Origin of the sequence: Massilia sp. ST3 (genome assembly GCF_018119405.1) — a bacterium.
Lineage (GTDB): Bacteria > Pseudomonadota > Gammaproteobacteria > Burkholderiales > Burkholderiaceae_D > Telluria.
Genome location: NZ_JAGPWC010000031.1, coordinates 1 through 24,693, shown reverse-complemented (window position 1 = coordinate 24,693; position 24,693 = coordinate 1). Strand labels below are relative to the sequence as shown.

General features: G+C 67.1%; 18 protein-coding genes, 1 tRNA gene and 1 pseudogene. 11 read left to right on the top strand and 9 right to left on the bottom strand.

Annotated elements, in window-relative coordinates:
- Positions 1-97: 97 nt before the first annotated feature.
- The 4 genes from KBW98_RS12615 to KBW98_RS12600 form a co-directional block, all read right to left on the bottom strand.
- Positions 98-173 (bottom strand) — tRNA-His (locus KBW98_RS12615).
- Positions 174-343: 170 nt separating this feature from the next.
- The gene (murI, locus tag KBW98_RS12610; RefSeq protein ID WP_211520494.1) at positions 344-1,195 is read right to left on the bottom strand and encodes a glutamate racemase; all 852 of its coding nucleotides are present in this window, start codon (positions 1,193-1,195) and stop codon (positions 344-346) included.
- A gap of 61 nt (positions 1,196-1,256) precedes the next feature.
- Positions 1,257-2,792: a fumarate hydratase gene (locus KBW98_RS12605; RefSeq protein ID WP_211520493.1), complete on the bottom strand. Its 1,536-nt coding sequence runs from the start codon at positions 2,790-2,792 to the stop codon at positions 1,257-1,259.
- A 22-nt stretch (positions 2,793-2,814) separates the two neighbouring features.
- On the bottom strand, positions 2,815-3,420 hold the full coding sequence (locus KBW98_RS12600) for a TIGR00645 family protein (protein WP_211520492.1): 606 nt from the start codon (positions 3,418-3,420) through the stop codon (positions 2,815-2,817).
- 250 nt (positions 3,421-3,670) lie between these two features.
- Here KBW98_RS12600 and KBW98_RS12595 point away from each other — a divergent pair, with 250 nt between their 5' ends.
- From KBW98_RS12595 to sbcB, 4 genes and pseudogenes are all read left to right on the top strand, one after another.
- Complete coding sequence (locus tag KBW98_RS12595) at positions 3,671-7,966, top strand: EAL domain-containing protein (protein WP_211520491.1); 4,296 nt, start codon at positions 3,671-3,673, stop codon at positions 7,964-7,966.
- Positions 7,967-8,111: 145 nt separating this feature from the next.
- A complete protein-coding gene (gene acs / locus KBW98_RS12590; RefSeq protein WP_211520490.1) occupies positions 8,112-10,109 on the top strand; it encodes an acetate--CoA ligase in 1,998 nt (665 codons plus the stop codon).
- A 101-nt stretch (positions 10,110-10,210) separates the two neighbouring features.
- Positions 10,211-11,017: pseudogene (locus tag KBW98_RS12585) on the top strand (GGDEF domain-containing protein); the annotation flags it as partial.
- 66 nt (positions 11,018-11,083) lie between these two features.
- A complete protein-coding gene (gene sbcB, locus KBW98_RS12580) occupies positions 11,084-12,532 on the top strand; it encodes an exodeoxyribonuclease I (RefSeq protein ID WP_211520488.1) in 1,449 nt (482 codons plus the stop codon).
- A 158-nt stretch (positions 12,533-12,690) separates the two neighbouring features.
- On the opposite strand, the gene pyrF is transcribed toward sbcB, so the two are convergent.
- Positions 12,691-13,512, bottom strand: coding sequence for an orotidine-5'-phosphate decarboxylase (pyrF, locus tag KBW98_RS12575; protein WP_211520487.1), 822 nt, complete (start codon positions 13,510-13,512; stop codon positions 12,691-12,693).
- A gap of 147 nt (positions 13,513-13,659) precedes the next feature.
- Between pyrF and KBW98_RS12570 the strand changes: the two genes are divergently transcribed.
- From KBW98_RS12570 to KBW98_RS12540, 7 genes are all read left to right on the top strand, one after another.
- Positions 13,660-14,271, top strand: coding sequence for a LemA family protein (locus tag KBW98_RS12570; RefSeq protein ID WP_211520486.1), 612 nt, complete (start codon positions 13,660-13,662; stop codon positions 14,269-14,271).
- A gap of 1 nt (position 14,272) precedes the next feature.
- Positions 14,273-15,118, top strand: a complete 846-nt coding sequence (locus KBW98_RS12565) for a YgcG family protein (protein WP_211520485.1) — start codon at positions 14,273-14,275, stop codon at positions 15,116-15,118.
- The gene (locus tag KBW98_RS12560) at positions 15,118-15,627 is read left to right on the top strand and encodes a TPM domain-containing protein (RefSeq protein WP_211520484.1); all 510 of its coding nucleotides are present in this window, start codon (positions 15,118-15,120) and stop codon (positions 15,625-15,627) included. The genes KBW98_RS12565 and KBW98_RS12560 overlap by 1 nt, the downstream gene beginning before the upstream one ends.
- A gap of 52 nt (positions 15,628-15,679) precedes the next feature.
- Positions 15,680-16,447 (top strand): SDR family NAD(P)-dependent oxidoreductase, encoded by a 768-nt coding sequence (locus KBW98_RS12555; protein WP_211520483.1) that lies wholly within the window; start codon positions 15,680-15,682, stop codon positions 16,445-16,447.
- Between the two features lie 802 nt (positions 16,448-17,249).
- Positions 17,250-17,648: a hypothetical protein gene (locus KBW98_RS12550; protein ID WP_229429154.1), complete on the top strand. Its 399-nt coding sequence runs from the start codon at positions 17,250-17,252 to the stop codon at positions 17,646-17,648.
- A 77-nt stretch (positions 17,649-17,725) separates the two neighbouring features.
- Positions 17,726-18,124, top strand: a complete 399-nt coding sequence (locus tag KBW98_RS12545; RefSeq protein ID WP_211520482.1) for a VanZ family protein — start codon at positions 17,726-17,728, stop codon at positions 18,122-18,124.
- 162 nt (positions 18,125-18,286) lie between these two features.
- Complete coding sequence (locus KBW98_RS12540) at positions 18,287-18,796, top strand: hypothetical protein (protein WP_211520481.1); 510 nt, start codon at positions 18,287-18,289, stop codon at positions 18,794-18,796.
- 283 nt (positions 18,797-19,079) lie between these two features.
- Here the strand turns inward: KBW98_RS12540 and KBW98_RS12535 are convergent, their stop codons facing one another.
- The 4 genes from KBW98_RS12535 to galT are packed head-to-tail and all read right to left on the bottom strand — an operon-like array spanning position 19,080 to position 24,181.
- Positions 19,080-20,912, bottom strand: coding sequence for a glycoside hydrolase family 2 protein (locus KBW98_RS12535; protein WP_229429153.1), 1,833 nt, complete (start codon positions 20,910-20,912; stop codon positions 19,080-19,082).
- The gene (galK, locus tag KBW98_RS12530) at positions 20,899-21,996 is read right to left on the bottom strand and encodes a galactokinase (RefSeq protein ID WP_211520480.1); all 1,098 of its coding nucleotides are present in this window, start codon (positions 21,994-21,996) and stop codon (positions 20,899-20,901) included. Before galK ends, KBW98_RS12535 begins: the two co-directional genes overlap by 14 nt.
- 2 nt (positions 21,997-21,998) lie before the next feature.
- Positions 21,999-23,090 carry a Xaa-Pro peptidase family protein gene (locus KBW98_RS12525; RefSeq protein WP_211520479.1) on the bottom strand — a complete coding sequence of 364 codons (1,092 nt, stop codon included), beginning with the start codon at positions 23,088-23,090 and terminating at the stop codon, positions 21,999-22,001.
- Positions 23,087-24,181, bottom strand: a complete 1,095-nt coding sequence (gene galT / locus KBW98_RS12520) for a galactose-1-phosphate uridylyltransferase (protein WP_211520478.1) — start codon at positions 24,179-24,181, stop codon at positions 23,087-23,089. The genes KBW98_RS12525 and galT overlap by 4 nt, the downstream gene beginning before the upstream one ends.
- Between the last annotated feature and the right edge of the window lie 512 nt (positions 24,182-24,693).

Genomic DNA, 24,693 nt, shown 5'->3' with positions numbered 1-24,693 from the left:
GGCGCGGAAAGCTGCGTTGCCATCTGGAACTACCTTCGCGCCCCGGCGCCGGAAAGCAAAAAGCCCAGTCCGGGGACTGGGCTTTCGCTTGAATTCTTGGGGTGGCTGATGGGACTCGAACCCACGACAACAGGAATCACAATCCTGGACTCTACCAACTGAGCTACAGCCACCATTGTCTTGCTTTTCTGTCCCGCTGTTGTCGAGACAGAACAAGATTATACAAAGTCCTCGGCAATGTGGCAAATTTAAATGTGGGGTGGGGGTTGAGGGCGCGGGTGGGCGGGCAAACTTGGGTTCCCGCGAAGGCGGGAACCCAAGTTTCGACGCATACCACCAGCGCCTATTCCCACCCTTCCGGCACCGCAACCCCCACCTCCCGCACCTCCGGCTCCACCCCCAGCAAACTGGAAAACGCCGCCCGCAAGGCCGTGCTGCTGGCGCTGGTAAACGCCCGCAACTGCGCCGGCCCGCCATCCGCCGCCCGCAGCAGGCTTTCCGCTTCGAGCAGGCGCGCCAGCTGCCTGGCCACCGCGTCGCCGGTATCGATCAGGACCACGTCCGACTTCCCCATCCGCGCCAGCACGCGCTCGATCGAGGCGCGCACCAGCGGGTAGTGGGTGCAGCCCAGCACCAGCGTGTCCGCGCCTTGCTCGATCAGGGGCTGCAGGTAGCGTTCCAGCATGGCCGCGGTCTCGCTCGAATCGAGCTCGCCGAACTCGATCTGGTCGGCCAGCCCCACGCAGGGCTGGAGCAGGAAGGCGGCGCCGGTGGCGTCCACGATCTGGTCGCGCAGGGCCAGGAACTTGGAGCCGAGCAGGGTGCGCTCGGTCGCCAGCACGCCGACCTTGCCGTTGCGGGTGCTGGCCGCGCCAGGCTTCAGGCCCGGCTCGACGCCGACGATGGGCATCGAAGGATAGCGTTCGCGCAGTTCGCGCACGGCGGCCACGGTGGCCGTGTTGCAGGCCACGACCAGGGCCTTGACCTGGTAGGTGGTGAGGTACTCGGCGATCGACAGCACGCGCGCGACGACCACCTCCTCGGGCTTGTCGCCGTAGGGAGCGAAGCCGGAGTCGGCGAAGTAGAGGAGGTGTTCGTGCGGCAGCTGCGCCTGGATGTGGCGCAGCACCGAAAGGCCGCCGACCCCCGAGTCGAAGATGCCGATCGGGGCGTCTGGGGAGAGCATGGAAGTCATGTTCGGGCGGCGCGAAGGTTCATTGAAACGCGCGGGCGCACCAGGACGCCCGCGTGGCCTATCAGGCGGTGGCGACCGGGATGCCTTTCAGCGACTCGATCTTGGCGGCCCATTCCTTCGGACCAGTGATGTGCACCGAGGTGCCGGTCGAATCGACGGCCACGGTCACCGGCATGTCGGTGACTTCGAACTCGTAGATCGCTTCCATGCCCAGGTCCTCGAAGCCGACCACCTTGGCCGACTTGATCGCCTTCGACACCAGGTAGGCCGAGCCGCCGACCGCCATCAGGTAGGCCGACTGGTGCTTCTGGATCGATTCGATCGCCGCCGGGCCGCGCTCTGCTTTACCAATCATGGCGATCAGGCCGGTCTGCTCCAGCATCATGTCGGTGAACTTGTCCATGCGGGTCGCGGTGGTCGGGCCGGCCGGGCCGACGACTTCTTCGCGCACCGGATCGACCGGGCCGACGTAGTAGATCACGCGGTTGGTGAAGTCCACCGGCAGCTTCTCGCCCTTGGCCAGCATGTCCTGGATACGCTTGTGGGCGGCGTCGCGGCCGGTCAGCATCTTGCCGTTCAGGAGCAGGGTCTGGCCCGGCTTCCAGGCGGCGACCTGTTCCTTGGTCAGGGTGTTCAGGTCGACGCGCTGCGACTTCTCGGTGTCCGGGGTCCAGTGCACTTCCGGCCAGGTCGACAGCGCCGGCGGTTCGATGTAGGCCGGGCCCGAGCCGTCCAGCACGAAGTGGGCGTGGCGGGTGGCGGCGCAGTTCGGGATCATCGCCACCGGCTTCGAGGCCGCGTGGGTCGGGTACATGTTGATCTTCACGTCCAGCACGGTGGTCAGGCCGCCCAGGCCCTGGGCGCCGATGCCCAGCGCGTTGATCTTGTCGCACAGCTCGATGCGCAGCTCTTCCAGCTTGTTCTGCGGGCCGCGTTGCTTGAGCTCGTACATGTCGATGTCTTCCATCAGCGACTCTTTCGCCATCAGCATCGCCTTCTCGGCGGTGCCGCCAATGCCGATGCCCAGCATGCCCGGCGGGCACCAGCCGGCGCCCATCAGGGGCACGGTCTTGATGACCCAGTCGACCAGCGAGTCGGACGGGTTCAGCATGACGAACTTGGTCTTGTTCTCCGAGCCGCCGCCCTTGGCGGCCAGCTTGACGTCGACCGTGTCGCCCTCGACCAGTTCCATGTGGACCACGGCCGGGGTGTTGTCCTTGGTGTTCTTGCGCTCGAAGTGCGGGTCGGCCACGATCGAGGCGCGCAGCTTGTTGTCGGCGAAGTTGTACGCGCGGCGCACGCCTTCGTTGACGGCGTCGGTGACGGAACCGGTGAAGCCCTCGAAGCGCACGCCCATGCCCACTTTCAGGAACACGTTGACGATGCCGGTGTCCTGGCAGATCGGGCGCTTGCCTTCGGCGCACATGCGCGAGTTGGTCAGGATCTGGGCGATCGCGTCCTTGGCCGCCGGGCTCTGTTCCGCTTCATAGGCGCGGGCCAGGTGCTGGATGTAGTCGGCCGGGTGGTAGTAGCTGATGTACTGGAGTGCTGCCGCGACGGATTCGATCAGGTCGCTCTGGGTGATGACGGTTGCCATGATAGTTCTCTAAAGATGGAAATTAGTGCTTGGCCTGGTGCGTGGTCATGACGATGCGGTCGGTGTAGGCGATGGCCATGGCCGACAGCAGGAAGGCGCAGTGGATGATGGTCTGGAACATCAAGGTCTGCCATTCGTAATTCGCTGCGTTGATGAAGGTTTTCAGCAGGTGGATCGACGAGATGCCGATGATCGCCATCGCCAGCTTGGTCTTCAGCACCGAGGCGTTCACATGCGACAGCCATTCCGGCTGGTCGGGGTGGCCTTCCAGGTGCATGCGCGAGACAAACGTCTCGTAGCCGCCGACGATCACCATGATCAGGAGGTTCGAAATCATGACCACGTCGATCAGGCCCAGCACCACCAGCATGATGGTGGTCTCGGTCAGCTTGGTCGGACGGACCGCGCCCGGCACGGTGACGGCGTCGAGGATGTGCTGGAGCGAGGCGACGTTGCCCATCGCGGCGCCGATCAGGTCCTTCAGCTCGACCCAGAAATGGAAGACGTAGACGCACTGCGCCAGGATCAGGCCGAGATAGAGCGGCAACTGCAGCCAGCGGCTGGCGAAAATCAGGTTGTTCAGCGGGGTCAGCTTGGGAGCTGGATCGTTCGGAGAAAGCTGGGACATCGGGAAAGAGACTCCAGGAATGCGACAAAACAGCTGAGCATTCTACACCGGCAGCCGTCTTCATGTCCGGGCCCGGGATCCGCTTTGCATGCCCAAAAGTAGCGTTCTTGGTGCGGAAGCAACATCTTTTCCAGCGCACGGCCAAGCCGGGCAGGAATCGTCCGGTTCCATACGGCGTTCGATTGTAAAAACACCATCTGTCGAAAGCGGGAGCGCTATACTGGCATCTCCTTCATGGAATCGAATGGCCATGGCCACCTCGGTTTGGCAGCGCATCGCGGGCATCGCGATGCTGGCGGTGCTCTACTACCTGCTCGGGCGGTTGGCGCTGCTGTCGGCGGTTCCGCCCAGCTACGCGGCGTCGGTCTGGCCGCCCGCGGGGCTGGCGCTCGCCGGTCTGCTGCATCTCGGCTACCGCGCCTGGCCCGGCATCGCGCTCGCTTCCTTCGTCCTCAGCCTGCAGGTCACCCTCGGCACCACCGGCGTCACCGCACCCGCGGCCCTGACCGCCCTGGGCATCGCCGCCGGCGCCACCCTCCAGGGGCTGCTGGCGGCGGCGCTGGTGCGCCGCTGCTGCGGCCCCGCGGCGGACACGGCCGACGCCGGCGGAGTAGGGCGCATCGTGGCCATGCTGCTGCTCGGCGGCCCGCTGGCCTGCCTGGTGGCCGCCTCGGTCGGCGCCGGCACCCTGTGGGCGCTGGGCCTGCTGGCGCCCGCCGATGCCGGCTTCAACTGGTTCACCTGGTGGGTGGGCGATACCATCGGCGTCCTGATCGCGCTGCCCCTCTACCTCGTCTGGACCCGCGATCCACGCTACATCAGCCCGCGCAGCCGTCTCCTGGCCACCTTGCCGATGCTGGTGCTGCTGGGCGTGGTCGCCCTGCTGTTCACGCGCACCGCCGCGCTCGACCGTGAACGGGTCGAAGCCGAGTTCACCAGCCGCAGCGAACTGATCGCCCATAACCTGGAGCAGACGCTGGCCGAATACACCGAAGGGCTGCATGCGCTCGCCGGCTTTCTCTCGGTCAGCGATGCTCCCTTGCGCCGGGATGGCTTCCGCCGCCTGGTCGACGACATGCTGCGCCGCCATCCCAACCTGTTCGCCATGTCGTGGAACCCGCTCGTCACGGCGGAGGAGCGCCCGGCCTACGAGCGCGCGATGCGCGCGGACGGCGTCGCCCCGGCCGGCATCCGCGTGCTCGACCGGCGCGAGGAGCTGGTGCCGGCGGGGGAGCGCCCCGAGTACGTCCCGGTCACCTACATGGAGCCCTTGCGCGACAACCTGCGCGCCCTCGGCTTCGACCTGAGCTCGGAGCCGGTGCGCAACGCCGCCCTGCGACGGGCGCGCGACACGGGGCGTGCGGCCACCACCGCGCCCGTGCGCCTGGTGCAGCTGGAAAGCGAGCGCGGGGGAGTGCTGATCGTGGCCCCCGCCTACCGGGCGGGCATGCCGCGCGCGACGGTGGAGGAGCGCCGGGCCGCGCTGCGCGGCTATGTCTCGGTCGTGCTGCGGGTCGAGGTGATGATGAGCGACTTCCTGCGCGGTATCGACCTGACCGGCATCCGTATCCGGCTCACCGACCGCGCCAACGGCGCCGCGACGATACTGGCCGAGACGCCGCGATTCGCCGCGGCCCGGCACAACGATTTCACCGAGCTCGCCGCCGAACGGATGAACGTCGTGCACCGGGCAACCATGCTGGTGGGCGACCGCCCTTGGGAATTCAGCTTCATGCTCGACAGCAGCAATCCATTGCCGCAGCGCTCGGCCATGGCATGGAGCGTGCGGGTGATGGGCCTGATGTTCACGGCCTTGTTCAGCGTCTTCATGCTGATCATGGTCAGCCGCAACGTGACCATCGAACGGCAGGTGCAGGAACGCACCGCCGAACTGCGCGACAGCAACACGGCGCTGCAAACCTCGAACGCCGACCTGGCCGACAGCGAGCAGGCCCTGCGCGAAAGCGAGGAGCAGGCCCGCAGCATCCTGGAGACCGCGCGCGACGCGTATGTCGCGATGGACGCCGATGGCCGGATCGTTGCCTGGAACCGCGAGGCCGAGTCGACCTTCGGCTGGCAGCGCGCCGAGGCGATCGGGCGCAGCCTGCCCGAGCTGCTGCTGCCCGCCCGGCCCAACCGTCCGCGCGCCGGCCGCATCATCCGCCAGCTGGCCAGCGGCCGCAGCCGCCTGCTGAACCGCCGGATCGAAACCACCGCGCTGCGCCGCGACGGCAGCACGCTGCCGGTGGAGCTTACGGTCTGGACCACGGGGCGCGGGCAGGGCCAGCGCTTCCATGCCTTCCTGCACGACATCAGCAGCCGCCGCAAGGCGCTGCGGCGCCTGGCCGCGCAGCAGGCCGCCGCCGCGGCGCTGGTAGAATCGGCGACCCTGGCCGAGGCGGCCCCGAAGGTGCTGCAGGCGGTGTGCGACGCCATCGGCTGGTGCGTAGGCTCGATCTGGATGATCGATACCGAGCACGACCACCTGCACTGCTGCGAATTCTGGAGCCGCGAACAGGACACCGCGCCTTTCGAGACCACGTCGCGCCTGCGCCGCATGGTATGCGGCGAAGGCCTGCCGGGGCGCGTCTGGGACAGTCGCCAGCCGGTGTGGATCCGCGACATCGCCGCCGATCCCGCTTTCCCGCGCCAGCAGGAGGCGCTCGAGGCGGGCCTGCATGCCGCCTTTGCCTTTCCCGTCACCGCCGGCGACGACCTGCTGGGCGTGGTCGAATTCTTCTCGCACCATGTCGCGGAGCCCGACCCAGGCCTGCTCAAGATGATGGAAACCGTCGGCAGCCTGCTCGGCCAGTTCGTGGCGCGGCGCCGCGCCGAGGCCGCGCTGTTCGAGGAGAAGGAGCGCGCCCAGGTCACGCTCAGCTCGATCGGCGACGGCGTGGTCGTGACCGACCTCGCCGGCCGGGTGACCTACCTCAATCCGGTGGCCGAAGCTCTCACCGGATGGAGCCTGGCGCAGGCCGAAGGGCGGCAGGTGGAAGAGGTATTCAGCCTGGTCGCCCATTCCGACGGCGCCGCGCTGCCTTGCCCGCTGACCCTGGCGATCCGCGCCAACCGCCGCGTGGGCCTGAGTATCGACACCGAACTGGTGCGGCGTGACGGCGGGCGCCGCGCCGTGGAGGACGCGGCCGCCCCGGTGCACGACCGCGACGGCGAAGTGGTGGGCGGGGTGGTGGTGTTCCACGATGTGAGCGAAGCGCGCGCGATGCAGATGAAGATGTCGCACCTGACCCGCCACGACCACCTGACCGGCCTGCCCAACCGGGCCTTGCTGCACGAACGCCTGGCGCACGCGATCGGCCAGGCGCGCGAGCACCATGGCGAGCTGGCCCTGCTGTACATCGACCTGGACGGCTTCAAGCATGTCAACGATTCGCTCGGCCACGAAGTGGGCGACCTGCTGCTGCAGATGGTGACCCAGCGCCTGCTGGACTGCGTGCGCGCGGTCGACACGGTCAGCCGCCAGGGCGGCGACGAATTCACCATCCTGCAGCCCGAGATCCGCAGCAGCAGCGACGCGGTGCGCGTCGCCGAGCACATCCTGCAGGCCGTCGGCCAGCCTTTCCATATCGGCGAAGCGGAACTGAACCTGACGGCGAGCGTGGGCATCGCCCTGTATCCGGCCGACGGCGCCGAGCCAGGGATCCTGCTGAAGCACGCCGACGCGGCCATGCACCGGGCCAAGCTGAGCGGGCGCAACCACTATCACTTCTTCACCCGCGAGATCAGCGAGCGCGCCGACCGCCGCCTGGCGATCGAGAGCGCGCTGCACCAGGCGCTGCGCAACGACGAGCTGGTGCTGCACTACCAGCCCAAGGTGGCCCCCAGCACCGGCGCGCTGACCGGCATGGAAGCGCTGGTGCGCTGGCAGGAGCCGGGCGGGCGCCTGGTGATGCCGGGCGAGTTCATCGAGGTGGCCGAGGACAGCGGCCTGATCGGCCGCATCGACCGCTGGGTGCTGGAAACCGCCTGCCGCCAGAACCGCGCCTGGCAGGAGGCCGGCCTGCCCGTGGTGCCGGTGGCCGTCAACCTGTCGGCCGCGAACGCCCAGATCGAGCAGTTCCCGGCCTACCTGGCGGGCGTATTGCGGCGCACCGGGCTGTCGCCCAGTTGCCTGCAGATCGAACTGACCGAAAGCCAGATGCTGCACGATACCGAACTCTTCGAAACCCTGATCCGCGGCATCAACGCCCTCGGGGTCAAGGTGGCGATCGACGATTTCGGCACCGGCTATTCAAGCCTGGGCTACCTGCAGCGCTTCCCCTTCGACGTGCTCAAGATCGACCAGTCCTTCGTGCGCGTCCTGACGGACAGCAGCACCGAATCGGCCATCGTCGACGCCATCACCCGGCTGGCGCGCGCCTTCAATTTCTCGGTGGTGGCCGAAGGCGTCGAGACGCACGAGCAGGCCAACATCCTGAAGGGCTATGGATGCGACGAGATGCAGGGCTATCTTTACAGCCGGCCACTGCCGGCCGACCAGATCGAGACCCTGCTGCGGCGGGACGCGGAGATTGCCCGGTCCTAGCCGCGCAGGCCTGCCTTGTCCGTGCTTGAACTGTTTGCAACAGGCGTTGGTAGAATGCTCGCTGGGCCGACAGCCCTGTAAGGGCTCAGTAAGCGAGCACCCCTAAGGTGTCTGATAAAACCTACTACTAACTATGGAGACTGGCATGGCTGAGAAAGAGACGAGTCACGAAGAATTCACGCTGCAGGAAAACCGCGTGTTCCCGCCGCCGGCCGCCTTCGCCGACAAGGCGGCGGTCAAGGGAATGGCCGAGTACGACAGGCTGTGCGCCGAGGCGGCCAGCGACTACGAAGGCTTCTGGGGCCGCCAGGGCCGCGAGCACATCGAGTGGCACAAGCCCTTCACCAGCGTGCTCGACGAATCGAATGCGCCTTTCTACCAGTGGTTCAAGGACGGCCAGCTGAACGCCTCGTACAACTGCCTGGACCGCAACCTCAAGAACGGAAACGCCGACAAGACCGCCATCATCTTCGAGGCGGACGACGGCACGGTCACCAAGGCCAGCTACCGCGAGCTGTACGAGCGCACCTGCAAGTTCGCCAACGCGCTCAAGTCGCGCGGCATCAAGAAGGGCGACCGCGTCGTCATCTACATGTCGATGTCGATCGAAGGCGTGACCGCGATGCAGGCCTGCGCCCGCATCGGCGCCACCCACTCGGTGGTGTTCGGCGGCTTCTCGGCCAAGTCGCTGCAGGAACGCATCATCGACGCCGGGGCCGTGGCCGTCATCACCGCCGACGAGCAGCAGCGCGGCGGCAAGGCGCTGCCCCTGAAGTCGATCGTCGACGAAGCCCTGGCCATGGGCGGCTGCGACACCATCAAGGACGTCATCGTCTACAAGCGCACCGGCGGCAACATCGCCTTCAAGGAAGGCCGCGACATCTGGCTTCACGAGCTGGTCGAAGGCCAAAGCGCCGAATGCGAACCGGAATGGGTCGACGCCGAGCACCCGCTGTTCATCCTCTACACCTCGGGTTCAACCGGCACGCCGAAGGGCGTGCAGCATTCGACCGGCGGCTTCCTGCTGTGGGCCGCGATGACGATGAAATGGACCTTCGACATCAAGCCGGACGACGTCTACTGGTGCACCGCCGACATCGGCTGGGTCACCGGCCACAGCTACATCGCCTATGGCCCGCTGGCCGTGGGCGCGACCCAGATCGTGTTCGAAGGCGTGCCGACCTTCCCGAACGCCGGCCGCTTCTGGGAAACCATCGCCAAGCACCGCGTCTCGATCTTCTACACCGCCCCGACCGCGATCCGTTCGCTGATCAAGGCCTCGGACGTGGACGCCAAGGTACATCCGAAGAACTATGACCTGTCCAGCCTGCGCCTGCTGGGTTCGGTCGGTGAGCCGATCAACCCGGAAGCCTGGATGTGGTACTACAAGAACGTCGGCGGCGAGCGCTGCCCGATCGTCGACACCTTCTGGCAGACCGAGACCGGCGGCCACATGATCACCCCGCTGCCGGGCGCGACCCCGATGGTGCCGGGTTCCTGTACCCTGCCGCTGCCGGGCATCATGGCCGCCATCGTGGACGAAGCCGGCGCCGACGTGCCGAACGGGCAGGGCGGCATCCTGGTCGTCAAGCGTCCGTGGCCGTCGATGATCCGCACCATCTGGAACAACCCGGACCGCTTCCGCACCAGTTACTTCCCGGAAGAACTGGGCGGCAAATACTACCTGGCCGGCGACGGCGCAATCCGCAACAAGGACACGGGCTACTTCACGATCACGGGCCGCATCGACGACGTGCTGAACGTCTCGGGCCACCGCATGGGCACGATGGAGATCGAATCGGCCCTGGTGGCAAACCCGATCGTGGCCGAAGCCGCGGTGGTGGGCAAGCCTGACGAAACCACCGGCGAATCGATCTGCGCCTTCGTGGTGCTGAAGCAGGCGCGCCCGAGCGGCGAGGAAGCCAAGAAACTGGCGACCGAGCTGCGCAACTGGGTGGCCAAGGAAATCGGCCCGATCGCCAAGCCCAAGGAAATCCGCTTCGGCGACAACCTGCCCAAGACCCGCTCCGGCAAGATCATGCGCCGCCTGCTGCGCGTGCTGGCCAAGGGCGAGGCGATCACCCAGGACGTGTCCACTCTGGAAAACCCTGCAATCCTGGAGCAGCTGAAGGAAAGCGCCTAAGCTCCCGTGCGAATGCCCGCTCCTCGCAAAAGGAGCGGGCACGCCGTAGGGTGGGGGGGGGGGGGGCGCCCCCCCCCCCCCCCCCCCCCCCCCCCCCCCCGCGGCTCTATATCGTGCTCTCCGGCCTGCTGGAAGTCGCTCCCGACGCCCATGCCGGCGACGACAGCGGCACCAGCCGCATCCTGCCGGGCGAGAGCGCGGGCGAGCAGGCGGTGCTGGACGACGCCGTCAACCTGGCCGCCATGACCGCGGTCGAGGACAGCGAACTCCTGATCGTCGAGCCGGAGCTGGTGTGGGAACTGATCGACCGCTCGAATGTCCTGGCGCGCAACCTGCTGCGCCTGATGTCCTTCCGCATCCGCGCCGCCAACGCCCTGCTGCGCCGGCGCCAGAAGCTGGGCGAGTTCTACCGCCAGCTGTCGCTCAACGACGGCCTGACCGGCCTGTATAACCGCGCCTGGCTGAACGAGATGCTGCCCAAGCTGGTGGCGCGCGCCAGCCAGGACGGCAGCCCGCTGTCGCTGGTGATGATCGACCTCGACCATTTCAAGCGCTTCAACGACACCCACGGCCACGTGGCCGGCGACGCCGCCCTGGCGGCCGCCGCCAGCGTGATCCGGGGCGCGCTGCGCCCGTCCGACTTTGCCGTGCGCTATGGTGGCGAGGAAATGATGGCGGTGCTGCCGGATACCAGCGCCCAACTGGCCACCATGGTGGCCGAGCGCCTGTGCCAGCGCCTGCGTGAAGCGGTGGTGTTCCCGGACATGCGCCTGCCCCTGCCCCACATGACCGGCTCCTTCGGCGTGGCCAGCCTGGCGCCGGGCGCCGACGAACGCGTCCTGGTCGCCGCCGCCGACGCCGCGCTCTACCGCGCCAAGGAAGCCGGCCGCGACCGGGTATGCTTCTGATCGGCTGACGGCGCACGCGAACTGTGCCACCATGGCGCCGGACCGCACAACACAACAAGAACACGCATGAGCACGCATACTTTTCTCTGGCACGACTACGAAACTTTTGGCGCCACCCCGCGCCGCGACCGCCCGGCCCAGTTCGCCGCCATCCGCACGGATGCCGAGCTGAACGAAATCGGCGAGCCGATCATGCTGTACTGCCAGCCGGCCAACGATTTCCTGCCCGACCCGCAGTCTTGCCTGATCACCGGCATCACGCCCCAGCATTGCCTGGAACAGGGCGTGCCCGAGCACGCCTTCGCGCAGGCCATCGAGGCCGCCTTCAGCGAGCCCGGCACCATCGGCGTCGGCTACAACACGATCCGCTTCGACGACGAGGTGACGCGCTTCCTGTTCTGGCGCAACCTGATCGATCCGTATGCGCGCGAATGGCAGAACAATTGTGGACGCTGGGACCTGCTGGACGTCGTGCGCATGGTGTACGCGCTGCGTCCCGAGGGCATCGAGTGGCCGCGCCGCGAGGACGGCAAGCCCAGCTTCCGCCTGGAACACCTGACCGCCGCCAACGGTCTGTCGCACGACGCCGCCCACGACGCGCTGTCCGACGTGCGCGCCACCATCGCGCTGGCGCGCCTGATCCGCACCAAGCAGCCGCGCCTGTTCGACTTCTGCCTGGAACTGCGCCGCAAGGACCGGGTGGCGGCCGAGATGGGCCTGCACCTGGACCCGTCCCAGCGCCAGCCCTTCCTGCACGTCTCGGGCATGTTCCCGGTGGAATACGGCTGCCTGGGCCTGGTGTGGCCGCTGGCCCAGCACCCCACCAACAAGAACGAAATCTTGGTCTGGGACTGCCGCCACGATCCGTCCGAGCTGTTTACCCTCGACGTGGAGACGATCCGCACCCGCATGTTCACGCGCAGCGCCGACATGCCCGAGGGGATGACGCGCCTGCCGATCAAGAGCGTGCACCTGAACAAATCGCCGATGCTGGTCGGGAACCTGAAGACCCTGAGCCCGGCACAGGCCGCGCGCTGGGAGATCGACCTGGAGCGGGGCCGCGCCCATGCCGCCCTGGCCGCGGGCGGGCGCGACATGAAGGCCGTGTGGGCGCAAGTGTTCCAGAAGCCCGCAGCGGCGGCCGAGGTGGACGTGGACGAGGACCTGTACGGCGGTTTTGTGAGCACTGGCGACCGCCGCAAGCTGGAATCGTTGCGCCGGGAAACGCCGGCGGTGCTGGCGGGCCAGCGCCCGAGCTTCGAGGACGAGCGCCTCAGCGAACTGCTATTCCGCTACCGCGCGCGCAATTTCCCGCACACCTTGTCGGAGCAGGAGCAGCAGCGCTGGGAAGACCACCGCGCGGCGCGCCTGTTCGACGGGGCGGCGGGGGCCAGGACGGTGGACCAGCTGTTCGGGGAGATCGATGCGCTGTCGGAAACGGCGGATGAGCGGGCCGAGGAGATCCTGGGGGCGCTCTATGATTATGTGGAGATGGTGGCGCCGGAGAGGTACTGATCAGCTTAATGGCTGAGGTGCGAACTTGGATCCCGGCCTTCGCCGGGATGACGTGCATGTTGTGCGGGCCACGGGCGTATTTGTTGCCCGCCACCTAAAAACCGTCGTCCCGGCGAAGCCCGGGACCCAAGTTCCACCGCGCCACCATCACCGTTCACTCAGCCACGCGCCGCGTTGATCGCATCCCGCGTCTCCAGCGCCACCCTGCGCGCCGCCGCCGCGAAGTCTTCCCCCTCCAGCGGCTTCGCATACAGGATCGCCCGCGACGAATTGATCATCATCCCCGCGCCGCCTGCCGTGCGCCCCGCCTTGACGGTCGCCTCCACATCCCCGCCCTGCGCGCCGACGCCCGGAATGAGCAGCGGCATGTCGCCCACCAGCTTGCGCACCTGCGCGATTTCTTCCGGGAAGGTCGCCCCCACCACCAGCGCGCACTGTCCGTTGCGGTTCCACTTCTCCGCCACCAGGCGCGCGACATGCTGGTACAGCGGCTGCCCGCCCACGTCCAGGAACTGCAGGTCCGAGCCGCCCGCGTTCGAGGTGCGGCACAGCACGATCACGCCGCGGTCCGCCCATTCCATGTAGGGCTCGACCGAGTCGAAGCCCATGTAGGGATTCACCGTCACCGCATCGGCGCCGTAGCGGTCGAAGGCTTCGCGCGCATACTGGTGCGCAGTGGCGCCGATGTCGCCTCGCTTGGCGTCCAGCACCAGCGGGATGTGCGGGTAGGTGTCGCGCAGGTAGCGGCAGATCTCCTCCAGCTGGTCTTCCGCGCCCAGCGCCGCGAAGTAGGCGATCTGCGGCTTGAAGGCGCAGGCCAGGTCGGCGGTGGCGTCGATGATGGCCTTGCAGAACTGGACGATGGCGTCCGGCTGGCCCTGCAGGTGGGCCGGGAAGCGCGACAGATCCGGATCCAGCCCGACGCACAGCAGCGAATTGTTGCGGGTCCAGGCTGCGGAAAGTTTATTGATGAAATTCACGTCGGGCCTCTCGTTGGGATGTCATTGCAAACCCAATATTGTACCCGGCAGCCATCGCGGGTTCATCCTCCGACGGCAGGACGCGCCAGCCGGTGTTTGTTTCATGTATATTTTGACTATTCAACAACTTGTATGGACAAAGCCATCATGACGCACTCCCTCCTCTCCCGCTGGACCCGGTTCCTCGGCCTTCTCGTGATGGCCGGCACCCTGCTGACCGGCTGCGGCTATAACGAATTCCAGACCAAGGACGAAGCCACCAAGGCGGCCTGGGGCGAAGTGGTGAACCAGTACCAGCGCCGCGCAGACCTGATCCCGAACCTGGTCAACACCGTCAAGGGCTATGCCTCGCACGAGCGCGAAACCCTCGAGGCGGTGACGCGCGCCCGCGCCGCCGCGACCAGCTTCCAGATCACGCCCGAAGTGCTGAACAATCCGGAAGCCTTCCAGAAGTTCCAGCAGGTGCAAGGCGAACTGTCCGGCGCCCTGTCGCGCCTGATGGTCGTGTCCGAGAAATACCCGGACCTGAAGGCCGACACCAGCTTCCGCGACCTGCAGTCGCAGCTGGAAGGCACGGAAAACCGCATCACCGTGGCGCGCCAGCGCTACATCGCGGCGGTCCAGGACTACAACGTCACCGTGCGCAAGTTCCCGAACAACCTGACCGCCATGGTGTTCGGCTACGAGACCAAGCCCTCGTTCACGGTCGAGAACGAAAAAGCGATCTCGACCGCGCCGACCGTGGACTTCGGCAAGTAAGATGCGTAGCCCGCTGCGCACCCTATGGGCCCTGGCCCTCACCATGATGCTGGCGCTGGCCGGCCCGGCCTTTGCGCAGCTCAAGGAAGTGCCGCCGCTGGGCGCGCGCGTCACCGACCAGGCCGGCATGCTGGACGCGACCCAGCGCCAGCGCCTGGAAGCGGTACTGGCCGAGTACGAGACCAGAACCGGGAGCCAGATCGTGGTCCTGCTGGTCAAATCCACGGAACCGGAAGCGATCGAGCAGTACGGCATCCGCGTCGCCGACGCCTGGAAGCTGGGCCGCAAGGGCGTGGACGACGGCGTGCTGCTGCTGGTGGCGCGCGACAACCCGAGCGCGCTGCGGCGCCTGCGCATCGAGGCGGGCCGCGGCGTGCAGGGCGTCCTCACGGATGCGCAATCGAAACGCATCCTGCAGGACGTGATCGCCCCGCACTTCCGCCAGAACCACTATTACGAGGGCCTGGTGGCCGGCGTGGGCGCCATCGCGACCCTGCTCGACAAGGAATCCTTCCCCGTCCCGCCGCAGCAGCAACAGGCGCCGCAGCGCCAGGCGGCGGACGACGGCGGCGGCTTCTCGCTGTTCGGCATCATGGCGATCGTGTTCGGCTTCATGCTGCTGCGTTCGATGTTCCGCCCGCGCCGCCGCTCGCGCCTGGCGCCGGGCTGGGGCCATAGCGGCCTGGGCAGCGCCACAACCGGCTTCATCCTCGGCAACATCATCGGCGGCATGGGCCGCGGCGGTGGCGGCGGCGGATTCGGCGGCGGCGGTGGCGGATTCGGGGGCGGCGGATTTTCCGGCGGCGGAGGTAGTTTCGACGGCGGCGGCGCTTCGGGAGATTGGTAATGAGATTTGGAGAAAAACTGAGCCGGGCATGGCGCCACCTCACCAGCAGCAAGGCCGAGGCCAAGCGCGCCTTCCCCGACGCCACCTTGCAGGCGATTGCCGACGCCATCACGGCCGGCGAGCAGACCCACCGCGGCGAAGTGCGCCTGGTGGTCGAACGGGCCCTGCCCTTCGACTGCGCCTGGGACGGCGTCACCAACCGCCAGCGCGCGATCGCCCTGTTCGCCGACTGCGGCGTGTGGGACACCGAGGACAATTGCGGCGTGCTGATCTACGTGAACCTGGCCGAGCACAAGGTCGACATCGTGGCCGACCGCGGCATCGACCGCAAGATCGGCAGCGCCACCTGGCAAACCGTCTGCCAGACGATGACGGACGGCTTCAAGCAGGGCAAGTTCCACGAAGCCAGCTTGAGCGCCATCGGCCAGGTCAACGAACTGCTGCGCCAGCATTTCCCCGCCGAGGGCGCCCGGCCGAACGAATTGCCTGACAAACCGCTGATGCTCTAAGCGTCTTGTCATCGGTACAATGGCGATTTTTCCGACACTGCGAAAGGCCGCCATGAAACTCCAACAGAAGATCGCCATCGTCACCGGGGCCAGCCAGGGCATCGGCCTGGCCTGCGCCCAGCGCCTGGTGCAGGAAGGCGCGCGCGTCATGCTGGCCGACCTGCGCCCGGAAGGCGCCGAGGCCGCCGCCCAACTGGGCGACGCTGCGCGCTTCTTCCGCGCCGACGTCAGCCAGAAGGCCGAGGTCGAAGCCCTGCTGCAAGCTACCCTGGACGCTTTTGGGCGCGTCGACATCCTGGTCAATAATGCCGGCGTGACCCACGCCGCCGACTTCCTCGACCTGCAGGAAGAAGACTTCGACCGCGTGCTGCGCATCAATTTGAAATCCATGTTCCTGTGCAGCCAGGCCGTGGCGCGCGAGATGGTGAAGCGTGGCGAAGGCGGCTGCATCATCAACATGTCCAGCGTCAACGCCGAGCTGACCATCCCGAACCAGGTGCCCTACGTCGTGTCGAAAGGCGGCGTCAACCAGCTGACCCGGGTCGCCTCGATCAGCCTGGCCCAGTACGGCATCCGCGTCAACGCCATCGGTCCCGGCACCATCCTGACCGAGCTGGCCAAGCAGGCCGTGCTCGGCAGCCCGGAAGCGCGCCGCACCATCCTGTCGCGCACGCCGCTGGGGCGCTGCGGCGAACCGGAGGAGATCGCTTCGATCTGCGCCTTCCTGGCCAGCGACGATGCTTCCTACATGACCGGACAGACCTTGTACGCCGATGGCGGCCGCATGGCGCTGAACTACACGGTCCCTGTACGCGAGTAGGAAAAGATGAGGGGCCTATAAGATATTTCCGAATCGAATGTCTGGTATCCGTATTCTAAATTGGACGCATATTCGGCAACGCAACATAATGGCACCTGTCTCCACTATTCTCCTCCAAGAAAATAGTCTTCAAGCCCGCGCAATGCGGGCTTTTTTTTTGGCCGGCGGTCCGGTGAGTGAATGTGGCCTTGGTTCAGGCGCTTGCAGGCTGGCCAAGGGTATCTAGCTCGCTGTGCCATGAGGCACGGCCGGTGGGTTCGCGTCCGATCGGTCGCGGCCGCGTGTTTGAGCGGCTTCCTTGCCCGTCACGCGGTGTTTGAACGCGTCGGCGGCGTAGCCGCCAACCCTAGGGTGCGGCTGTTTCCCCAGGCAGCGGCCGTACGCGCAGCCAAGCGAATTCTGACGCGATGGTTGTTGGTGGCGCCGTTTTGGGGGCCGAATGAGCTTGCTGCTAAGCATCACCGCTTGGGGTGAAGGCCCCTCCGGACCTGCACGCCGCCCCAGCGCAACTCGACCGTATACCCTAGATTCGGTTCTCATCGACTTCCGCACGTTTGATGCTCGTCATAGGTTCGTCACAATCCGTCCCTATACTTGAACTCACCTGCAGTACACGCAACCGATATGCGTGATTGCAGCAGGTGTGGTGCGCCGCGGGCGCAGCACACCAACCGGTTACGCGTCTCTTGGCCCGATCTTGGGTTGTGCCCGCCGATTGCTGGCGGGCATTTTTTTCTGCTGATGAGAAACATGCGGAAAAATAGTTGCGGTATAGCTTGAAGCCGCCCCTGATTTGGCTATCATGAAGCTCGCCCTCCCGATTCTCTCATCAGTAGCAAAGCGGAGCGGCGTCGACGAAACGATACAGGGAGCTTGTCCTATGAATCTGCGTGCCACCCATACCCCATCGCCTTCGCCCGGAAACGACCCTACGCCTGGCCGGCGCCATCACCAGGCTGGCGATCTCATCCTTAGTGAACTGAATCCGCATGCCGTGGTCGACCAGCTCGACGGCGACACTGTGCCACTCAATCTGCTGACCTTCGGCAACGTGCGCGAAGTCTGCCCGAAATGCCGGCACACCCATCTCAAGCTCGTGCTGCGCCAGACCAGCGTGCGCATGGCCCATCTGTTCTGCGCGGACTGCGAAGCCTGCTTCGACGCCCACTACGATAACGGCGTTTCCGCGCTGACTATTTGAGCGGTAGCAGCGCGTGGGCAACAGGCTGGACGGCGTGCTAAGCTAGGCGTTTTCCCGTCCTGCCCGCCACGCCTGCCATGCCTGCCCTGCTCTCGCTCCTGCACGACCCCAAGTACCGACTTGCCTTCCGCTCCATTGCGCTCGTCCTGTTTGCCGGCGTGGTCATCGCCGGCTCCATCCCGGGCGCCCGCGCCGAGGTCGGCCTGTACGTGACGGGCCTGGTGCTGCACGGCCTGACCTACGCTTTCCTGGCGATCCTGTGGTTCCTGGGCAGCAGCGGCAACACCGCCGCGCGCGCGCTCAAGGCCGTGCTGGCGATCGCCCTGATGGGGGCCTTGGACGAGCTGGTGCAGAGCTTCCTGCCCTACCGCTCGGGCGACATCCGCGACTGGATGATCGACGTCACCGCTGCCACCATCGCTTCCCTCCTGCTCGCCGCCTGCCTGCCGAAAGCCGCGGCCGTACCACAACAGTGACCCAAACGCGCGGACTAAGTTCCGTGCGTTCGCCTTCTTCTTGATCCAGTCCCGCTCCAGCCCGAGTCAGCTGGAACGCCTGCCGAGTTCGTGCCTCTTAACAGCGTGGCACGCTGCATCGTCACGCACACCCACTGAACCCATAGAACAAGGAGCGAGATCATGAATGGAAAACAACAGAGCGTGGTCCTGGCGGGCATGCTGGCGGTGGCGCTGGCCCTGTCCGGCTGCAAGGGGATGCAGAGCAGCGACGCGGCCGGCGAGACCGGCGGCGGCACCCTGGGCAGTTCCACCGGCAGCGGCCAGGCGGGCGCCGGCGACAAGGGCGACTACGGCGCCGGCACCGGCGGCGGCTCGGGCAGCAGCGGGGCCATGGGTGCGAGCGGCAGCAGCGGCGCCATCGGCAGCACCGGACAGGCCCAGGCCCAGGCCAGGCAAGGCGCCATGGGCACGCCGAACAGCACCGTGCTGGCCATCGAGACCGTGCCCAAGCCGGCCGCGGCCGGCGCCGTCGGCAGCAGTGGTGCAGCCGGCGCCACCGGCTCCAGCGAGGCCTACCGCATCACCGTGCGCATGGACGACGGCAGCACCCAGGTGCTCACCCAGGACAGCATCCCCGACTTCCGCAGCGGCGACCGGGTGCACGTGGACGGCGGCGCCATCCACCGCTAGCAGGCAGCCCCATTCCATCGCGCGCGTCCCGCCCACGCCTCCGGCTGCTGCCGAGGCGTGCGCAGGCTTGCGCAGGCGTGCGTAAGCCCGCGCGCATTCATCCGGTCAAGCCAGGCAGCCCGCTGCGCCCTCTGCTGCCCCACGTGCAAAGGCCCCGCCTGCCGCCGACGACAGTCGTGCGACAGACGGGGCCGTTATCCGTGGCCCTGGACTAGACCGCGCCTCCGCTCATGCCTGCGCTGATGCCTGCAGGCGTGGCAAGGGCCGCGAGGCCCCCGCCCGCTCAGGGATGCGACTGCGTCCCCGCCGGCATGGCCGGATCGCCCGTCTCCTCCGGATCGCGCGGCTGCAGGCTGACGTTGCGAGTGGCCGCGCTGATGATTTCCAGCGGCAGCTTCGGCGTACGGTCCGCGTTCAACAGCCCGTTCGCCTCCTGGAAGGTGTCGGTGAACTGGGTGTAGCAGAATCCGCTGAACATGAAGGTTTCGTTCACCACCTGCAACAGGCGCCGGTACGAGACCAGGAAGCTTTCCGAAGTGTGCGCGCGGGTGTAGCCCCAGGTGGTCTTGTCCGCTTCCGGATCCTGCTTCTGATCGTAGGCGATGCCGCCGAACTCGGTCAGCACGATCGGCTGGCCGCGGTGCGGGAAGCCGTCCAGGGTCAGGATGCGGCCGCCCGGACGCCGCTGATCGAACAGGGTGCGCACCGGATCGGTGACCGCATAGCGCGCCTGCAGCTTCTCCGGATCGGCATCGTAGTCGTGGATGCCGAGGATGTCGGTGGCCGAGGCTTCCCAGCCATCGTTACCGATCACCGGGCGCGTCGAGTCAAGCGTACGCGTCAGGTGGTACAAGGCCTCCACCGCGTTGCGGTGCGCCTGGGTGAGCGTCAGGTTCGGCACGCCCCAGGACTCGTTGAAGGCCACCCACACGATGATGCAGGGATGGCTGTAGTCGCGTTGGATCGCCTCGGTCCATTCGCGCACCATGCGCGTGATGGCCCGCGAGCTGAAGCGGTAGGCCGAGGGCATTTCCTCCCACACCAGCAGGCCCAGGCGGTCGGCCCAGTACAGGAAGCGCGGATCCTCGATCTTCTGGTGCTTGCGCACGCCGTTGAAGCCCATCAGCTTGACCAGTTCGACGTCGCGCTTGAGGTGCTGGTCGGACGGCGCCGTCATGAAGGATTCCGGCCAGTAGCCCTGGTCGAGCACCAGGCGCAGCTGGTAGGGACGGCCGTTGAGCATGAAGCGGTCGCGGTTGATCGAGACCGAGCGCAGCGCCGTGTACGAACGGATGCGGTCCAGCACCACGTCGCCGCAGCGCAGGGTGACCTCGGCGTCGAGCAGGGTCGGACGTTCCGGGCTCCACAGGATCTCGTTGCGCGAGTCGTCGATGCCGGGGTCGGACAGCGCGATCTTGCGGTTCGCCTCGCCGGCCAGCAGTTTGTAGTAATCGTCCGCAAGCAATTGCTCGCCATGCCAGATCTTGACCTCGACGAACAGTTCCTGCTGGATGTCGCCGGCGGCAAACACCTCGCAGCCGATCTCGTAGGTTTCGAAGATCGGGGTCCAGCGCAGCGAGGCGATGTAGGTCTGGGCCACCTGCTCCACCCACACGGTCTGCCAGATGCCGGTGGTGCGCGGATACCAGATCGAGTGCGGTTCGAGCAGCCAGTCCTGCTTGCCGCGCGGCTTGGCCAGGTCGGCCGGGTCGTCCTCGACCCACACGGTGACGGTCTGCTTGCCGTCCGCCTTCATGGCGCCGGTGATGTCGGCCGAGAACGGGGTGTGCCCGCCCTCGTGCTCGGCCACCAGCTGGCCGTTGACCCACACCCGCGCGATGTAGTCGACCGCGCCGAAGTGCAGGATGGTGCGGGAGCCGTTGGGCATCATCTCGAAATCGCGCTCGTACCAGACCACCCGGTGGAAGCCGGTGTCCTGGATGCCGCTCATTTCGGTTTCCACCGCGAAGGGCACGGTGATCTCATGGGTCCATTCGGCGACGCCTTCCGGCATGCTGTAGCGGCCTTCGTCGTCGAAGCAGAAGCGCCACTTGCCGTTCAGGTTCAGCCACTGGTCGCGCACCAGCTGGGGACGGGGATATTCAAACTGATTCATTGTTGTCCTTTCTGTCAGTCGGAACCGGAACCAGGATCCGGCCCTGTCGTCCATGCTTGTTGTAGGCCGCCAGCGCGATGGCGGCGGCTTCCTGGGCCTGTCCGGCCCGGCACAGGGCCACGCAGGCGCCGCCGAAACCGGCGCCGGTCAGGCGCGCCCCGAGCACGCCCGGCGCCGCGCGCAAGGCCGCGCACAGCTCGTCGAGTTCGGGAATCGATACTTCGTAGTCGTCGCGCAGGCTGAAGTGCGACGCGTCCATCAGTTCGCCGAAACGCTCGGCGCTCACGCCGCCGGCGGCTTCCAGCACGCGCAGGTTTTCCTGCACCACGTGGCGGGCCCGCTCGCGCAGCGGCGACGGCAGGCTTTCCACGGAACCGGGATCGGTGACGTCGCGCAGCGCCGGCACGCCCAGCTTGCGCGCCGCTTCCTCGCACTCGGCGCGGCGCTCGTTGTACTTGCTGGCGGCCAGCTTGCGCGCCACGCCCGAGTCGATCACGATCACCTCGGCGTCCGGCGGCAGCGGCACCAGGCGGTGCTCGAGCGAACGCGCGTCGATGAAGAGCATGGTCTCCTGGTCGGCCAGGCTGGACGCCATCTGGTCCATGATCCCGCAGTTCACGTGCGCGTACTCGATCTCGGCGCGCTGGGCGATCTGCGCCAGCCTGACATCGTCGAGCTCGAAGCCCAGCAGCGAACGCAGCGCGCGAAGGGTCGCCACCTCGAGCGCGGCCGAGGACGACAGGCCGGAGCCGACCGGCAGGTTGGTCTCGACATAGATGCGCAGCGGCGGCACCTCGATACCCTCCGCCTGCACCAGGCGGATGCAGCCCTCGATATAGCTGCCGTAGCCCTGCGGCGCACTGCCGTCGCGGGCGAAGGTGACGGTCGCGTCGAAGGTCGGCGAATAGAAGTGGAAATGGTCGTCGCCGCTGCGGCTCATCGCCACCAGCGTGCGCTGCGGCGTGGCGGCCGGCAGCATGAAGCCGTCGTTGTAGTCGGTGTGCTCGCCCAGCAGGTTGACACGTCCGGGGGCCGAGGCATTCACCTCGGGCGCGCCGCCAAAAAAGGTGTCAGTCGTAAGCATCGTTATTGCGCCTCCAGCCAAAGCGGCCGCTTGCGGCCATGTACGTCCAGCGCCGGCCAGGCCGGGTCGAACGTGAGATTCTCGAGCCCATCGGGGCCGAGCAGGAAAGTGTCTTCGATTTTCAGGCCCTCGAAGCTGGGGTTGAACGCGAACGCCATGCCGGGCTCCAGCTGGGTGGCGGTACTGGCGGTGGCGACGATCTCGCGCGCCAGGTAGCCGGTGATGCCGCCCTGGTGGTGCTCGCGGATGGCCTCGTCGCGGTCGGCATGGCGGTAGGCCTGGGCCAGCGCGTGGTACACCGCCGACAGCGACTTGCCCGGCACCACCGACGCCAGGCCGGTCGCCTCCACGTCCATCAGCGCGCGCTGGGCCTCGGGCGCGGCGCCGAAGCTGACGAAGCGGGTCAGGTTCGCATACAGGCCGTGGCGGCGCGCGCAGAACACCAGCATCGCCCGCCTGCCGATGCGTTCGTGCGACGGCGTCGGATGGCGGTACAGCGGCAGCCGCCGTTCGCCGGCAGCCAGCACCAGGGCCGGGTGGATGCCGCGCCGCCACAGGGCGTCGGCGCCGGCGCCGGCCAGCTCGTACTCGGTCCAGTCCGGACGGGCGCGCCGCAGCACTTCGCTCATGGCCTCGGCCGCCTCGCGGCCCAGGGTGCGATAGCGGTCCTGTTCCGCCGGCCCCAGCACCATGCGGTGCTGGCGCAGGCCCAGCGGCAGCGGCTGGTCGCCGTTCGCCGGCCGGTCCGACAGCACCGCGCGGCCGCCGGCGGCGTTCGCCACAAAGCGCGCGCGCAGCTCGGGCTCGGCCCAGGGCTCGATGTGGAAGGTGAAACCCGGCGGCACTTCCTCGTTGCGCAGGCGCTCGGCCTCGATCTCGTCGGTGAGCACGCAGGCTTCGTCCTGCGTCACCAGCACCTCGGCCACGCCGGTCTCGGCGGCGTGCAGCACCGCGCTCGACCCGCCCCCGGTGACCCAGGCGAACCAGTCCATGCCGCGCAGCCGGATGGCGCCGGCGCCCGCCTGCTGGAGCGCGGCGCGCAGCACGGCCAGCTTGTCGCTGACCTCGGCGGTGCGCGCTTGTACGCCCATCATTCGGCTTCCTCCAGGTTGACCTCCACCTGCTGCAGCTCGTAAGCGGTGGTTTCGGGCAGCACGTCCATGGCGAACATGCCCGCCGCCAGCTCGGTGCCGGCCAGGTACTTGAGGCGGTCGCGGGTGCGGTAAGGCGGATAGAACTGGCAGTGCAACTGGGTTTCCGGATGCTCGGCGCCGTCGGTCGGCGCCTGGTACCAGGCCATCAGGTAAGGGAAAGGCCGGTTCCACAGGTTCTCGAACTTGAGCAGCACGGTCTTGAGCGCGCGCGCCAGGCCGTCGCGCTGGGGCGGCGTCAGGGCCGCGAAGTCCTTGCAGGGCGCGGTCGGCATCACCCACACCTCGTAGGGATAGCGGGCGCAGGCCGGGACGAAGGCGATCGCATAGTCGTCCTGGTAGAGCACGCGCTTGCCGTCGGCGGCTTCGTCGCGCGCCATGTCGCACAGCAGGCTGGTGCCGTGCTGGAGGAAGTACTCGCGTTCCTGGGCCAGCATGCGCGCCGGCACGGCCGGTACGAAAGGATAGGAATAGATCTGGCCGTGCGGATGGTGCAGGGTCACGCCCACTTCGGCGCCGCGGTTCTCGAAAGGCAGCACGTAATGGATGTGCGGCTGGCTGCCGATGCGCACGGTGCGGTCGCCCCACACGGCCAGCAGCAGCGAGATGCGCGACAGCGGCAGGTGGGCCAGCCCGCGGTCCGGGTTCTGGGTGAACACCACCACCTCGCAATGACCGTTGGCGGGCGCGGTCGGCACCGTCACGGTCGGCGGGTCGTGCGACTCCAGGGCCAGCGACGGGAAGCGGTTGTCGAATACCGCGATCTCGTAGTCGCCGGCCGGCATCTCGGTGGGATGCTCCGGATCCCTGGTCGGCGCCAGCGGGTTGTACTGCGGCGGCGGCTGGTAGGTGCGGTTCTGGCGGAAGGCCGCGTAGGTCACCCATTCGCCGCGCAGCGGATGCCAGCGCAGGTGCGGATTCGCATGCTGGGGTTCGGCGAAGGGACTGGGCGCGACGAGCCCGTCCGGAATCGGCTGGTTGCTGTAGAGAGTGAGATTGCGTCCGTCCGGTTTCTTGAGGTCTTTGCTATGCATGGCAATCAATAAATTGTCGGTCACGTCCGGCGCGAACAGCACATCGTATCGAGCACGTGGATCGAGCACGTCCGATCGAGGCATGTCGATCGATGCCCTCGCGAGTGAGAACCGATCCTAACATGCTGTTTTCGCCACATTTTCTGTACAGACACGAGGCATTTTCCGAGCGTCAATGACCCTGTCCGCAGAGCGGTCGGCCCCCTTCGTGCAACTGCTTGACTCTCCTAGGAGAACGCGAAAGGTAGCGCTAACACACACCTCCAGTGTAGTTCAATTCCTACACGACGATTAGAAAAATTTACACATTTTGGCGAGCCAAACGCTTACAGGCTGAGCAGTGGCTCGGCGGCGGTACAGGCGATGAAGAGTGAGGATCTTCAGTGGGTGGAGGACCCAATTCAAACAGGTGAACGATGAGCATTGGCGGTGCCGGATGGTGGTGGGGGGGGGCGCCCCCCCCCCCCGGGGGGGTGGGGGGGGGGGGGGCGGGGGGGGGGGGGGGGGTGGGG